Source organism: Staphylococcus rostri, assembly GCF_002902145.1.
GTDB classification, from domain to species: Bacteria; Bacillota; Bacilli; order Staphylococcales; family Staphylococcaceae; genus Staphylococcus; species Staphylococcus rostri.
Genome location: NZ_PPRF01000015.1, coordinates 47,412 through 62,078 on the forward strand (window position 1 = coordinate 47,412; position 14,667 = coordinate 62,078).

General features: G+C 38.3%; 13 protein-coding genes and 1 other annotated feature. Of the genes, 12 read left to right on the top strand and 1 reads right to left on the bottom strand.

Annotated features, from left to right (window positions below):
- The first annotated feature begins 33 nt into the window (after positions 1-33).
- The 8 genes from yihA to CD122_RS02195 all read left to right on the top strand — a co-directional run bounded on the left by yihA (position 34) and on the right by CD122_RS02195 (position 8,209).
- Positions 34-639, top strand: coding sequence for a ribosome biogenesis GTP-binding protein YihA/YsxC (yihA, locus tag CD122_RS02160; RefSeq protein WP_103357376.1), 606 nt, complete (start codon positions 34-36; stop codon positions 637-639).
- A 124-nt stretch (positions 640-763) separates the two neighbouring features.
- The gene (hemA, locus tag CD122_RS02165; protein ID WP_103357377.1) at positions 764-2,107 is read left to right on the top strand and encodes a glutamyl-tRNA reductase; all 1,344 of its coding nucleotides are present in this window, start codon (positions 764-766) and stop codon (positions 2,105-2,107) included.
- A gap of 180 nt (positions 2,108-2,287) precedes the next feature.
- Entirely contained in the window at positions 2,288-2,959 is a 672-nt protein-coding gene (locus CD122_RS02170) for a cytochrome c biogenesis protein (protein ID WP_240624105.1), read from the top strand.
- A gap of 25 nt (positions 2,960-2,984) precedes the next feature.
- Entirely contained in the window at positions 2,985-3,911 is a 927-nt protein-coding gene (gene hemC / locus CD122_RS02175) for a hydroxymethylbilane synthase (RefSeq protein WP_103357379.1), read from the top strand.
- Between the two features lie 15 nt (positions 3,912-3,926).
- Positions 3,927-4,601 (top strand): uroporphyrinogen-III synthase, encoded by a 675-nt coding sequence (locus tag CD122_RS02180; protein WP_103357380.1) that lies wholly within the window; start codon positions 3,927-3,929, stop codon positions 4,599-4,601.
- Between the two features lie 3 nt (positions 4,602-4,604).
- Positions 4,605-5,579: a porphobilinogen synthase gene (gene hemB / locus CD122_RS02185; protein WP_103357381.1), complete on the top strand. Its 975-nt coding sequence runs from the start codon at positions 4,605-4,607 to the stop codon at positions 5,577-5,579.
- A 21-nt stretch (positions 5,580-5,600) separates the two neighbouring features.
- Positions 5,601-6,890 carry a glutamate-1-semialdehyde 2,1-aminomutase gene (gene hemL, locus CD122_RS02190; RefSeq protein WP_103357382.1) on the top strand — a complete coding sequence of 430 codons (1,290 nt, stop codon included), beginning with the start codon at positions 5,601-5,603 and terminating at the stop codon, positions 6,888-6,890.
- A 239-nt stretch (positions 6,891-7,129) separates the two neighbouring features.
- Positions 7,130-8,209: an AbrB family transcriptional regulator gene (locus tag CD122_RS02195; protein WP_103357383.1), complete on the top strand. Its 1,080-nt coding sequence runs from the start codon at positions 7,130-7,132 to the stop codon at positions 8,207-8,209.
- Here CD122_RS02195 and CD122_RS02200 read toward each other — a convergent pair.
- A complete protein-coding gene (locus CD122_RS02200; RefSeq protein WP_103357384.1) occupies positions 8,206-8,757 on the bottom strand; it encodes a DNA-3-methyladenine glycosylase I in 552 nt (183 codons plus the stop codon). The two genes, CD122_RS02195 and CD122_RS02200, sit on opposite strands and share 4 nt — an antisense overlap.
- 55 nt (positions 8,758-8,812) lie before the next feature.
- Positions 8,813-9,024 (top strand) — a binding site (T-box leader).
- 41 nt (positions 9,025-9,065) lie between these two features.
- Between CD122_RS02200 and CD122_RS02205 the strand changes: the two genes are divergently transcribed.
- The 4 genes from CD122_RS02205 to radC all read left to right on the top strand — a co-directional run bounded on the left by CD122_RS02205 (position 9,066) and on the right by radC (position 14,556).
- On the top strand, positions 9,066-11,696 hold the full coding sequence (locus tag CD122_RS02205; protein ID WP_103357385.1) for a valine--tRNA ligase: 2,631 nt from the start codon (positions 9,066-9,068) through the stop codon (positions 11,694-11,696).
- Between the two features lie 11 nt (positions 11,697-11,707).
- Positions 11,708-12,973, top strand: coding sequence for a bifunctional folylpolyglutamate synthase/dihydrofolate synthase (locus tag CD122_RS02210; RefSeq protein ID WP_103357386.1), 1,266 nt, complete (start codon positions 11,708-11,710; stop codon positions 12,971-12,973).
- Between the two features lie 177 nt (positions 12,974-13,150).
- Positions 13,151-13,870, top strand: coding sequence for a prepilin peptidase (locus CD122_RS02215; protein ID WP_103357387.1), 720 nt, complete (start codon positions 13,151-13,153; stop codon positions 13,868-13,870).
- Complete coding sequence (gene radC, locus CD122_RS02220; RefSeq protein WP_103357388.1) at positions 13,867-14,556, top strand: RadC family protein; 690 nt, start codon at positions 13,867-13,869, stop codon at positions 14,554-14,556. Before CD122_RS02215 ends, radC begins: the two co-directional genes overlap by 4 nt.
- Positions 14,557-14,667 lie beyond the last annotated feature (111 nt).

Below are 14,667 nucleotides of genomic sequence, written 5' to 3' on the forward strand. Positions count from 1 at the left end.
ATATGTGATACATATACGAAAAGGAGAAAATTCATGAAGATTAATCCAAATCATGTTGAGCTTATCATTAGTGCCGTTAAAAAGGAGCAATACCCAGAAATGGGCTTGCCGGAAGTTGCACTGAGTGGTCGATCAAACGTAGGTAAGTCGACGTTTATTAATAGCATGATTGGTCGCAAAAATATGGCGAGAACCTCTCAACAACCTGGTAAAACACAAACGCTTAATTTTTATAATATCGATGAACAATTAATTTTTGTCGATGTACCGGGATATGGTTATGCGAAAGTAAGTAAAAAGCAGCGTGAAGCGTTCGGGAAAATGATTGAAATGTATTTAACGACGCGTGAAGAGCTTAAGCTCGTTATTCAATTAGTCGACCTGCGTCATCCGCCAACAGAAGATGATGTTTTAATGTATGACTACTTGAAACATTTTGAGATTCCAACACTTATTGTCGCAACAAAAGAGGATAAAGTACCAAAAGGAAAAGTACAAAAACATATTAAACGTATTAAGCAAGATTTAGATATGGATCCGAGTGACAAGATTATTAGTTATTCATCACTTTCTAAAAATAAACAGCCAGAAATTTGGGCGACAATTGATGCGTTTATAGGTGAAGATACAACGGAGTAATGTAATATTTGACTAAATTGTAGACATTAAGAACTTTTATCAACGGAATCATGTTTCAAACGAATTTGTGGGGATTCTTTCTATGTTATAATGATTTTATTGTAGTTTATGGGGGGACATGATCATGTATTTTATTGCAGTGAGTGTGAATCATCGAACAGCTGATGTAACATTACGTGAAAAGCTCACATTCCAAGATACAGATATGATGCGTGTACATGAGACATTATTTGAAACGAAATCAATCTTAGAGAATGTCATTCTATCAACGTGTAATAGAACGGAAATCTATGCCGTTGTAGATCAAGTACACACGGGTCGTTATTATATACAACGCTTTTTAGCGAGACAGTTTAATTTTGAGGTAGATGAGATTAAAGCCATCACAGACGTAAAAATCGGTGATGACGCGATAGAACACTTATTTAGAGTTACAGCTGGATTGGATTCTATCGTCTTAGGTGAAACACAAATTTTAGGTCAAATGCGCGACGCTTTCCTAACAGCGCAGGCGGCGCAAACAACAGGTACGATTTTTAACGAATTGTTCAAGCAAGCGATTACGTTTAGTAAAAAAGCGCATCATGAAACAGATATTGCGGACAATGCGATTAGTGTATCATACGCTGCTGTCGAGTTAGCGAAAAAGATGTTTGGCAAGTTGAACAAAAAACGTGCTTTAGTTATCGGTGCTGGTGAAATGGGCGAACTATCTATTCTGAATTTGAAGGGTGCCAATGTCACGGATATTACGGTATTAAACCGTACAGCATCACGTGCCGAAGCATTAGCGGATAAACATCAGATTCAAGCAGCGCCTTTACATGCTTTGCCAGAATTGTTAACGCAAGCGGATATCGTTATTAGTTCAACAAGTTCTGATCAGTTCGTTATTACGAAAGATATGCTTGAAATGCGTCAAGCTGTGACGAAAAAAACTTCACAAATCGTGCTAATCGACATTGCAGTTCCTAGAGATATCGAGCCATTCGATGCACATGATATGGAAGTGTTTATCTATGATGTTGACGACTTGAAAGGTCTTGTAGATGCAAATATTAGAGAGCGTCGCTTAGCTGCTGAAGCCATTGCTGAACGCATTCCTGCTGAGATAGACAAGCATAATGAATGGGTACGCATGCTTGGCGTTGTACCTGTTATTCGTGCGTTACGTGAACAAGCCATGGCAATTCAACAAGAAACGATGGCGAGTATCGATCGTAAGCTACCACATCTTTCAGAGCGTGAACGCAAGGTCGTTTCTAAGCATACGAAAAGTATTATTAACCAAATGCTCAAACAACCTATCAAGCAAGCCAAAGAAATTAGTGATGATCACCAAGCTGCCGCAAAATTGCAGTTGTTTCAAGAGATTTTCGACCTTGATGTTGATACGAACTATCAACAAGAAGCTGTTGAAAACAAAAAGCGTATTTTACAGCAACGTTTATTAAGTTTTGAATCTTAAGGCTAGGTGATGCCGATGGTAGAAGCTTTTTTTGTTAGATTTCACGAGGCGATTGTTTTGTTATATTTCATATGTGTGATTTGTTTAATGATTGATTTATTTCAAAAGAATTATCGCCTTCAAAATATCGGTTTTTATATATTAGGGATTGTTTGGGTGCTTCAAACAATCTCTTTAACTATGTATGTTTTATGGCGCGGTCAATTGCCACTAACATCTATAATTGAAAGTTTTTACGTCTTAACATGGCTAATATTAACAATAACCTTTGTCTGCGCTGTTTTTCGCATGTCTGATATGATGATTGTACTATTGAGTATGTTAGGATTTATCTTTATGCTGATCCATACATTTCATCCGTATCAGTTCAGCGTTCAAGGTGCGCGTCTATCAGTTATGAATGAGTTACTCTTTGTGCATATTTCATTAGCGTTATTAAGCTATGTCATATTTGCGATTGCATTTGTCAACGCAATTTTGTATCTCGTGCAATATCGCAATTTACGTTTAAAGCGCTTCAATCAAAATTACTTTAGAATTAGCAGTGTTGGAACGTTAGAAAAGACGGTGTTTTACTGCACGTTAATTGGTGTGATAACATTGTTTGTCAGCCTTGTGCTCGGTGTACAATGGGGAATTTTTTCAGTTGGGACACACATTTTTCTAGACGCCAAAGTAATTTCGTCTTTTTTAATTATTTTGAGTTATATCGCTTATCTTGCAATGCGCGTAACACAGAGGTTTAAGCAGCAGTTTTTAATTTATGTTAATATTATGTTGTTTTTATGTTGTATGATTAACTTAATCGTCATTACACAACTTTCGTCATTCCATCAGTGGACGGGCGTATAACACATTATCAATGGAGGTTTCTTAAATGCGTAAACTTGTAGTGGGCTCGAGAAGAAGTCAATTAGCGTTGACACAGAGTCGCCAATTTATTGAACGCCTCAAAGCAGTTCAACCTGATTTGGAGATTGAAATTAAAGAAATCGTCACGAAAGGCGACCAAATCGTGGATCGCCAGCTATCTAAAGTCGGCGGTAAAGGATTATTCGTGAAAGAGATTCAAAACGAACTCTTCAGTAAAGAGATTGATATGGCGATCCATTCACTTAAAGATGTACCAAGTGTTTTACCGGACGGATTAACACTCGGCTGTATCCCAGATCGCGAAAATCCATATGATGCATATATTTCTAAAAATCACGTCGCACTAAAAGACTTACCAGATGGCAGCATTATCGGTACAAGCTCTTTAAGACGTGGTGCACAAATTTTAGCGCATTATCCGAATTTAGAGATTAAATGGATACGTGGCAACATTGATACACGTTTGAAAAAATTACAAGAAGAAGACTACGATGCAATTATTTTGGCAGCAGCCGGTCTAAAACGTATGGGCTGGTCAGAAAATATTGTAACGGAATATTTAGATGATAACTTATTAATTCCAGCCATTGGACAAGGTGCCTTAGGTATTGAATGCCGTGCTGATGATACGGAATTGTTAGACCTTTTAGCCAAAGTACACAATTCAGAAGTAGCAGACTGCGTCACAGCAGAGCGTACATTTTTAAAAGAGATGGACGGTAGTTGCCAAGTGCCAATCGGTGGACATGCGGTTATTGGAGAAGATGCAAGCATTCACTTTACAGGTCTCATTATGTCGCCAGATGGTAAGCAACGATTCCAACATACGGCATCGGGAACAGACCCTGTCGCAGTAGGACAACTTGTAAGCGACACATTGAAACAACAGGGCGCGTATAAGATTATTGAAGCATTAAGTGATTCCCATTAACGAGGAGTGTTTGTTATGAAGCCAACGGTCATTATGACGCAGACGCTTGCCTATCAACATGAGCAAGTCAATGTTTGTCACATGCCACTTTTATCAACAGTTGCATGCTCATTTGATCCAAAAGTATTAGAAATCGAATATGATTGGCTTATTTTTTCATCACAAAATGCTGTGGCGTATTTTATGAAATATTTTGGGCAAGTGCGTGTGAAACATATTGCAGCAATTGGCAAAAAAACACAGGAATATTGTGAAGAACAGGGTATTGCTGTGGACTTTGTACCGGATGACTTTTCACAAGAAGGCTTCTTAGCACAATTTGAAGCGGATGCACACGCGGCGATTTTATTGCCTTCAAGTGCACAAGCGCGACCTAAACTTGCGACAGAGCTAGGACAACGCGGTTACAAGGTGACGAAAGTTGATTTGTATGATATTGAAGCGAATGAAGCCGTAGTGGATCAAGTGTATGCGATGCTCGTTAATCAACAAGCCGATGCGATTACTTTTGCGAGTTCTTCAGCAGTGCGTGCATTGTATGACAGGCATCCGAATATTGATTTTGATGGGTTGTATGTCATCGGTGTACCTACACAGAAGACGCTGTCTCGTTATGGCTACCAAGGTATTGTAGCGGAGTCACAAACACTTGATGCGATGATTGATAAAATTTTGGAAAAGGGGTTCTAAATTATGGAATTTGATAGACATAGACGTTTACGTTCTTCAAAAACGATGAGAAGTATGGTGAGAGAAACACATGTACGAAAAGAAGATTTAATTTATCCTATCTTTGTCGTAGAACGTGATGATGTTAAAGAAGAAATTAAATCATTACCGGGTATTTACCAAATCAGTTTAAATCTACTGCATGAAGAAATTAAAGCAGCCTATGATTTAGGCATTCGTGCGATGATGTTCTTTGGTATTCCGAATGAAAAAGATGCGTGTGGTACAGGTGCTTTTGTTGATGATGGCGTTATTCAACGTGCAACGAAAATCGCCAAATCGATGTATGATGATTTATTAATTTTGGCGGACACATGTCTATGTGAATATACAGATCACGGTCACTGTGGTGTGATTGATGACCACACACATGATGTAGATAACGATAAGTCTTTACCGTTACTTGTGAAAACTGCAGTCTCTCAAGCGAAAGCAGGTGCGGATATTATTGCACCAAGCAACATGATGGACGGCTTTGTTGCGGCGATTCGAAAAGGGTTAGATGATGCAGGATTCCAAAATATTCCAATCATGAGTTATGGTATTAAATATGCGTCTAGCTTCTATGGACCGTTCCGTGATGCAGCTGAATCAGCACCATCATTCGGTGACCGCAAAACGTATCAAATGGATCCAGCGAACCGATTAGAAGCATTACGTGAGTTAGAAAGTGATTTAGCTGAAGGTGCAGATATGATGATTGTCAAACCTGCATTAAGTTATCTTGATATTATTCGTGATGTGCGCAACAACACGAACATTCCAATCGTCGCCTACAATGTCAGTGGTGAATACAGTATGACAAAAGCAGCTGCTCAAAACGGTTGGATTGATGAAGAACGCATCGTTATGGAACAAATGATTTCCATGAAACGTGCAGGCGCGGATATGATTATCACATATTTTGCGAAAGATATTTGTCGTTATTTAGATCAGTAATTAGCTAAGGAGTTGATAGAGTTGCGTTATAATAAATCGATTAAAGCATTTGAAAAAGCTGAACAATTAATGCCAGGTGGGGTAAACAGCCCTGTCCGTGCGTTTAAAGCTGTCGATACACCTGCTATTTTTATGGAGAGCGGGAACGGCAGTCGTATCTATGACATTGATGGTAATGAGTATATTGACTATGTATTAAGTTGGGGGCCGCTAATTCTAGGACACCGTAATGAGCGTGTCATTAATGAATTACATGATGTATTAGAACGTGGTACAAGCTTTGGTGCATCAACACTTGAAGAAAACAGATTAGCTGAACTTGTTATTGAACGGGTGCCATCTATTGAAAAAGTGCGTATGGTGTCATCAGGTACAGAAGCAACGTTGGATACATTAAGACTTGCACGTGGCTACACTGGCAAAAATAAAATTATTAAATTTGAAGGTAACTATCATGGACATAGTGATTCCCTTTTAATTAAAGCTGGTTCCGGTGTCGCAACATTAGGTTTACCGGATTCACCAGGTGTGCCAGAAGGTATTGCAAAAAATACGATTACAGTACCATACAATAACTTAGAAGCTGTACGTTACGCATTTGAACAATTTGGTGATGACATTGCGGCAGTTATCGTTGAACCAGTTGCAGGAAATATGGGTGTCGTACCGCCAATTAATGATTTCTTACAAGGCTTAAGAGATATTACGAAAGAAAACGATGCATTACTTATTTTCGATGAAGTCATGACTGGTTTCCGTGTCGGCTATAACTGTGCACAAGGTTATTTTGATGTGACACCAGATTTAACGTGTCTCGGTAAAGTAATCGGTGGGGGTCTCCCTGTTGGTGCTTTTGGTGGTAGAAAAGAAATTATGGACCGCATTGCACCAAGCGGCGATATTTACCAAGCAGGAACGTTATCGGGGAACCCATTAGCGATGACAAGTGGTTACTGGACATTAAGTCAATTAACGCCTGAAAGCTATGAGTACTTTAATGAGCTCGGTGATATGTTAGAAGCGGGCTTAAAAGAAGTGTTTGCGAAACATAACGTACCATTAACAGTCAATCGTGCAGGTTCTATGATTGGTTTCTTCATCAATGAAGGGCCAGTTAGAAACTTTGAAGAAGCAAACCGTTCAGATTTAAAATTATTCGGTGAAATGTACCGCGAATTAACAGAACAAGGCGTATTTTTACCACCATCTCAATTTGAAGGTATGTTCTTATCAACCGAGCATACGAAAGAAGATATTGAAAAAACAATCGCAGCATTTGATGTTGCATTGAGTAGAGTTGCGCCTAAATAATAACAAAGTGTTGCCATGTGAATGTCGTGTTAAGTTGAAGCCTATGTAAGTTTCAACAATGCCACGTTATTTGCATGGCATTTTTATTGGGAAGGAATATTTATGTAAAGTTATTGTAAGCGTTTTGTGCTTTAACATTTAATGTTGGGAATAAACCATTTCTTTTATTTTAGCTATGGATGTTTGTTAAGATTAAAATAAATACATAGGCAATGATTGTCATAAGGGGGTGGGGTTTGATGAGAAATCAGAATGCGATCAATAATTTGCTTGTGTTAAGTGTCTCAATCATCTGTGGTTGGATTTTATGGCGTTGTCACATTATTTTGCCATGGATGTTTGGTCCAATTATAGGTAGCCTTATTGTCGTAAAACTGTTTAAAAAAGATGTTAAATGGCCATCATGGCTGAGTGAACTCGGATTAATTATGCTTGGTGTTCAAATAGGGAGTAGTTTCACACGGCAAGTGATTGTTGATATTCAAAGTCATTGGTTGTCAATTGTTATCGTCAACGTGCTAACTTTGATATTGGCTCTTATCGTGTCATATGGTTTTCGTAAAATTGCAAATGTGAACGATGAAACAGCAGTATTGAGCGTGATACCTGGTGCGTTGAGTCAAATGCTGGTGATGGCAGAAGAGAATAAACGTGCTGATTTGCTTGTAGTGAGCCTGACACAAACGTCACGTATTATATTTGTCGTTATTTTAGTGCCGATTCTTGCTTTTTTGTTTCAAGGCGAACCAGAAAAGCATACAGATGTTGTAAAGTCGCCTTTATTAACAGAAACCTTACATATTGAGCATATTTTAATTCTTATTATAGGCATTGCAGTCGTGTATGCTATTATGAAAAGAATCAACTTTCCTACTAAAATGCTGCTTGCACCGATTGTTGTGTTAATTATTTGGAATTTATCAACTGAACGCGTCTTTACGTTAGATGCGCCGATTATTGCAGCAGCTCAAGTGATTTATATGGTGCGTGTAGGCGTTCAAATTGCACATTTGACAAATCAATTGAAAGGGCGAATTGCATTGGCGATTGCCTTTCAAAATATATTGCTAATTGCTGGTACGCTGTTCATGGTCTGGGGATTACAATATTTGAATCACATTCCGCTCAATACAATGTTTTTAGGTGCTGCACCGGGCGGAATGGCTCAAATCGTACTTGTCGCATTAGATACGGGCGCAGACGTCGCAATTGTGTCTTCGTTCCATATCTTCCGGATTTTCTTTATTTTAATGCTGATTGCACCGTTGATTGATGTGTATTTTAAATATCGCTCGAAAAAGATGAATAACAATACTTAGTGTCTGTTTGGACAGTCAATCAAGTGCGAATTATATAAGCCAGCCGCTTCCATAAATGAAAAGATGGTGACAGGACCGATAAATTTAAAACCATATTGCTTTAATGCTTTAGACATTTGCTTCGCCGTATCATTAACAGTAATGCGTTCTTGAGGTGTACGATATTGAAAATCAATCGGTGCACCGTCAACAAATGACCATAAAAATTTACTGAAACTGCCATGTTCACGTTCGATTTCAATGTAGCCAGGTGCTTGTGCAACGATCGCCGCTAGTTTTTGACGATGATGAATGATGTTAGGAAAATCTAACAAATGGTCTACATCTTCCTCGGTCATTTGTGCAACCTTATATGGATCAAAATTAAAAAAGGCTTCACGATATGCGTCCTTTTTCTTTAAAATCGTCAACCATGATAAGCCAGCATGTTGTGACTCTAATGCAAGTAATTCAAATAGCTGTTGTGAATCGTAAAGGGGCTTACCCCAAAATTCATCATGATACCGGATATACAGTGGATCTGTTGTCCCAAAAGCGCAGGGATTCATTTCATCAACTCCAATATTGACTTCAAAGATAATTCATTATACTATATTGTTAAACAGAATATTAGTATTTGGGAAGAGTAGGTTGAAAAATTATTTAAGAGAGTGCATGGTTGGTGCGAATGCATATAAGTTTTGACTGAAGGTAGCCCACTCGTTCTCTAGCTGAATCAGTAGGTTAGAGCGTGTCATGAGCGTTAATCATATGAGTGCAATAGTTAACAATTATCTATTGAATATAGGTGGTACCACGGAACATCCGTCCTATTTTAGGACAGGTGTTCTTTTTTATTTTTTATGGAGGGATTTAAATGGACATGCAAACAAAATATAACCCGCAAGAAGTCGAAGCGGGACGTTACCAAGAATGGTTAGATAACGAACGTTTTAAGCCGAGTGGCGATCTTGAGAAACCAACGTATACAATTGTGATTCCACCACCGAATGTAACAGGAAAGTTGCATTTAGGTCATGCTTGGGATACAACATTACAAGACATTTTAACGCGTATGAAACGCATGCAAGGGTATGACACATTGTATTTACCTGGTATGGACCATGCCGGTATTGCGACACAAGCCAAAGTAGAAGCGAAAATGCGTGAAGAAGGTATTTCTCGTCATGACATCGGTCGTGAAAAGTTCCTAGAAAAAGCATGGGAATGGAAAGAAGAATATGCATCTTTTATTCGTAAACAATGGGCGAAGTTAGGTCTAGGTTTAGACTATTCACGTGAGCGTTTTACATTGGATGATGGTTTAAGCAAAGCCGTGCGCAAAGTCTTTGTTGATATGTACAACAAAGGATTGATTTACCGTGGTGAACGAATTATTAACTGGGATCCAGAAGCACGCACAGCATTATCAGACATCGAAGTAATTCACGAAGATGTTAACGGTAAGTTCTATCATTTTAAATATCCATATGCAGACGGCAGTGGTTATATTGAAATTGCGACAACACGTCCTGAAACAATGCTTGGAGATACAGCAATTGTAGTTAATCCAGATGACGAACGTTATAAAGACATCGTTGGTAAAGAAGTGATTTTACCGATTGTCGGTCGTACATTACCAGTTTTAGCTGATTCATATGTAGACAAGGAATTCGGTAGTGGTGCCATGAAAGTAACACCAGCACATGACCCGAACGACTTTGAAATTGGTAATCGCCATGACTTAGAGCGTATCGTTGTAATGGACGAAGCAGGTCGAATGAATGACAAAGCAGGCAAGTATGAAGGTATGGACCGCTTTGAATGTCGTAAGCAACTTGTAAAAGATCTTGAAGCAGAAGATTTAGTGATTAAGATTGAAGATCACGTACATTCAGTTGGACATTCTGAACGTAGTGGCGCAGTTGTAGAACCATATTTATCAACACAATGGTTCGTTAAAATGGCACCACTTGCCCAACAAGCGCTTGATAACCAAAAAACAGATGGACGTATTGAATTCGTACCACCACGTTTTGAGAAAACATTCAATCGCTGGATGGAAGAAATTCGTGACTGGACAATTTCACGTCAACTTTGGTGGGGACATCAAATTCCTGCTTGGTATCATAATGAAACAGGCGAATTATACGTTGGCATGGAAGCACCAGAAGATAGTGAAAACTGGACGCAAGATGAAGATGTTCTTGATACATGGTTCTCTAGCGCGTTATGGCCATTCTCAACATTAAACTGGCCAGATGAAGAAGCTGCTGATTATCAACGTTACTACCCAACAAATGTTTTAGTAACTGGCTATGACATTATCTTCTTCTGGGTTGCACGTATGATTTTCCAAGGCTTAGAGTTTACAGGACAAAAACCATTTAACGATGTGTTACTACACGGTCTTGTACGTGCAGAAGATGGTCGTAAGATGAGTAAATCTCTTGGTAATGGCGTAGACCCAATGGATGTTATTGATCAATACGGTGCCGATAGCTTACGTTACTTCTTAGCTACAGGTTCATCACCAGGTCATGACTTGAGATATTCTACTGAAAAAGTGGAATCTGTATGGAATTTCATTAACAAAATTTGGAATGCTGCACGCTTTAGTTTAATGAACATTGGTGACGATTTTAAATTTGAAGACATTGATTTATCACAAAATCTATCAGTTGCAGATCAATGGATTTTAACACGCCTTAACGAAACAATTGAAACTGTGACAGACTTGAGTGACAAGTATGAGTTTGGTGAAGTAGGTCGTGCCCTTTACAACTTTATTTGGGATGAATTCTGTGACTGGTACATTGAAATGAGTAAGATTCCGATGAACGGTGACGACGAAGCACAGAAAAATGTGACACGTTCTGTATTGAGCTATACGTTAGATCGCATTATGCGTCTGTTACATCCATTTATGCCGTTTGTAACGGAACATATTTGGCAAAACTTACCACATCAAGGTGAGTCAATTGTAACGAGCGCATGGCCAACAGTGAATGATGAATTAATGTTCCCAGAAAGTAAAGATGTGATGGAACAATTGGTTGAAATTATTAAATCAGTTCGTCAATCACGATTAGAAGTTAACACACCATTATCAAAAGAAATTCCAATTATTATCCAAGCTAAAAATGCAACAATTCAACAATTGCTTGTCGATAATAAAGGATACTTAGAACGTTTCTGTAACCCAAGCGAACTGACAATTAATACAGAAGTGACAATTCCTGAAAAAGCAATGACTTCTGTTGTGGCTGCAGGTGAAGTGATTTTACCGCTTGAAGGCCTCATTGATATGGATAAAGAAATTGCACGTTTAGAAAAAGACTTAGAAAAATGGCAAAAAGAGTTAGATCGTGTGAATAAAAAACTCGCGAACGAAAACTTTGTTCAAAAAGCCCCTGAAAAAGTCATTCAAGAAGAACGTGACAAACAAACGAAATATCAAGAAAAATATGATGGTGTTAAAGCACGTATTGAACAATTAAAAGCTTAGGAGTTTGAACTATGAATTATCTTGATAGCTTATATTGGATTCATGAACGTACGAAATTTGGCATTAAACCAGGTGTTAAACGTATGGAATGGATGTTACAACGCCTTGGCAATCCTGAACAGCATATCCAGGCAATTCATGTGGGTGGCACGAATGGAAAAGGATCAACGGTTGCTTATTTGCGAGATGCACTGATGAATAACGACTATCAAGTTGGTACGTTTACGTCACCCTATATCGAATCATTCAATGAGCGCATCAGTTTAAATGGTGCGCCCATCTCGAATGATGAGATTGTTGAATTGGTCGCACGTGTCAAACCTGTGAGTGAAGCAATGGATGCAGAAACAGAGTTAGGGGTTGCGACAGAATTTGAGATTATTACGACGATGATGTATCTTTATTTTGGCGAAATTCATCCTGTTGATTTTGTAATTGTTGAAGCGGGATTAGGTGTGAAAAATGACTCGACGAATGTGATTAAACCGATTTTGAGTATTTTAACGAGCATCGGCTTAGATCATACAGATATTCTTGGGAACACGTATCTTGATATTGCACGTGATAAAAGTGCCATTATTAAAGAAGGTGTGCCAGTTGTCTATGCCGTAAAAAACGAAGAAGCGTTGAAATTGATTCGTGATGTATCGGAGAGTCTTGGTTCAAAAGGATTAGAATTTGATCGAGATGTTTTAATCGTTTCAGAAGAAGATGAATTCACATATCGCTACAAAGACTATGAGTTAGAAAATATTGTCTTGAATATGTTGGGTGAACACCAAAAGGAAAACGCAGCACTTGCGATTACCGCATTGATTGAATTGAATGAGCAAGGTGTGATTCACATTGACTTTAATAAAATGATTGATGGCATCGAAATGGTGAATTGGAGAGGGCGAATTGAACGCGTATCGACAGACCCACTCATCATTTTGGACGGTGCGCACAATCAAGAAAGTGTGAACGCCTTAGTTGATACCATCGAAAAATATTATCATCTCGAAAAAGTCGATGTACTCTTTTCAGCGATAGATGGTAAACCGATTCATCATATGCTTCAGGCGTTCGATGAAATTGCACAACATATTTATGTAACACATTTCAATTTTCCAAAGGCGTTACCAATGGAAAAGTTATATGCTGAGATTGAAAGTGAACACAAATCGATGGTGGATGATTATGTATCATTCATTCAAAATTACCAAGGTGACGCACTACTCATCACAGGTAGTTTGTATTTCATTAGTGAAGTGAAATCTAAACTCGGTTTCAACTAATTTGGTCTAGACATAGATACCATAAAGAATGTTTAAAGAGCAGTTTACAGATTATCAAGAAAACATCTGTGCACTGCTCTTTTTATTTATGTTTGGCGATTTGACGCGGTAGAAAGAACGACTTATAATGCAGTTCATAAATCATCGCAAATAAGATTGGATGAGGAGGAGATTCGTGTGACAATTATTCTAGTTTTTTTGATAGGGAGTGCAATTATGAGTTTTTTAATGCACATTGCTGAAGCACAACAATTGTCACTGAGCGCATTGTCTCATCGTTCAAAATGTCAAACATGTCAGCAAACTTTACAATGGCAAGATTTAGTGCCGATTGTGAGTTATATCTTGTTAAAAGGGCGCTGCCGTAATTGTCTAACGTCCATACCACGACAATTGTTCATCGCAGAAATCTTTGGTGGTTTCATAGCAATCATGCCGTTTATCAGTACGCTTTATATCGCCACTGACACATTTTATATAATTGCCTTCATATTGCTAGCACTCGCTTTTAATGATATTCAGTATTTGACCGTACCGCATCGTTTACTTGTCATTTTGTTTCTGTCCAACTATCTACGCTTACTACCATTTTCATTTGAAATGTCCCACTTTTATCTGATGTTAGGACTGATCGTCTCCAGTTTTTGTCTGCAACGTTATATTGGTATGGGTGATTTTAAGCTATTTTTTGTCCTGTCCATTTTTTTGCCAGTCCCTTTCACGCTCTTTATAATCTGGTTTACGTTTCCAATTGGCCTATTACTGATTCCAGTTTTTAAATTATACCATTTGTTTAACGCCCCATTTGTTCCATTAGTCCCAGCCATTTGCTCGAGTTTTATCTGTGTATCCTTATGTTATCCATTAATTTTAAATATGATAGGAGGACTTATATGAGTCGTATTTATGAATTATGTGAGCAAGAAAAGCCGAAAGAACGTCTTATTACGAAGGGGTCACAAGCGCTTTCTAATACTGAATTGATTGCGATATTGTTAAATACAGGTCATTTAGGGTGTTCGAGTTTACAGCTGGCTTCTCAATTAATGAGTACGTATCAAACACTCGATCGATTACAGTCACTTTCTATCGTTGAACTGACAGCCATAAAAGGGATTGGTAGAAATAAGGCAGTCACGTTGATGGCGGCGTTTGAACTCGGTGGAAGGGCTAAAGAAGAGCGACAAACATACTTATCTGCACCGATAAATGAGCCTCAACAAATTGCAGATAACATGTATGGTTTAATGTGCGGTTATACACAAGAACATTTTGTCGTGTTGCTATTAAATACAAAGCATCAAGTGATTCATCAAAAAACAATTTTTATTGGCACGCTAAATAGCGCCATTATTCATCCGAGAGAAGTGTTTAAAGAAGCTGTCAAATGGTCTGCACATGCGATTATTGTCGTGCATAATCATCCGTCTGGAGACCCGACACCATCGCAAGCAGACATTCAGACGACACAGCGATTAGTTGCATGTGGTGAAGCAATGGGTATCGATGTCTTAGACCATATCATTATCGGCGATCACAAATATATTTCTATTATGAGTGATTTCGAAATTGACGAAAAATGACGTAAAAAAACGGGCAATTTGATGATAATCAAAGTCCCGCATCTCTATCGTAATGTGTATTTTATATAACAGTTAGGTATATATTATTAGATATGAAGAAATTGTACGAGC

Bases quoted from the DNA above. Each gene is read 5' to 3' on its own strand.
- CD122_RS02180 (WP_103357380.1), top strand. From the start codon at position 3,927: ATGAAGCCAACGGTCATTATGACGCAGACGCTTGCCTATCAACATGAG.
- hemC (WP_103357379.1), top strand. From the start codon at position 2,985: ATGCGTAAACTTGTAGTGGGCTCGAGAAGAAGTCAATTAGCGTTGACA.
- CD122_RS02195 (WP_103357383.1), top strand. From the start codon at position 7,130: ATGAGAAATCAGAATGCGATCAATAATTTGCTTGTGTTAAGTGTCTCA.
- hemA (WP_103357377.1), top strand. From the start codon at position 764: ATGTATTTTATTGCAGTGAGTGTGAATCATCGAACAGCTGATGTAACA.
- hemB (WP_103357381.1), top strand. From the start codon at position 4,605: ATGGAATTTGATAGACATAGACGTTTACGTTCTTCAAAAACGATGAGA.
- CD122_RS02205 (WP_103357385.1), top strand. From the start codon at position 9,066: ATGGACATGCAAACAAAATATAACCCGCAAGAAGTCGAAGCGGGACGT.
- CD122_RS02200 (WP_103357384.1), bottom strand. From the start codon at position 8,757: ATGAATCCCTGCGCTTTTGGGACAACAGATCCACTGTATATCCGGTAT.
- yihA (WP_103357376.1), top strand. From the start codon at position 34: ATGAAGATTAATCCAAATCATGTTGAGCTTATCATTAGTGCCGTTAAA.
- CD122_RS02210 (WP_103357386.1), top strand. From the start codon at position 11,708: ATGAATTATCTTGATAGCTTATATTGGATTCATGAACGTACGAAATTT.
- CD122_RS02170 (WP_240624105.1), top strand. From the start codon at position 2,288: ATGTATGTTTTATGGCGCGGTCAATTGCCACTAACATCTATAATTGAA.
- radC (WP_103357388.1), top strand. From the start codon at position 13,867: ATGAGTCGTATTTATGAATTATGTGAGCAAGAAAAGCCGAAAGAACGT.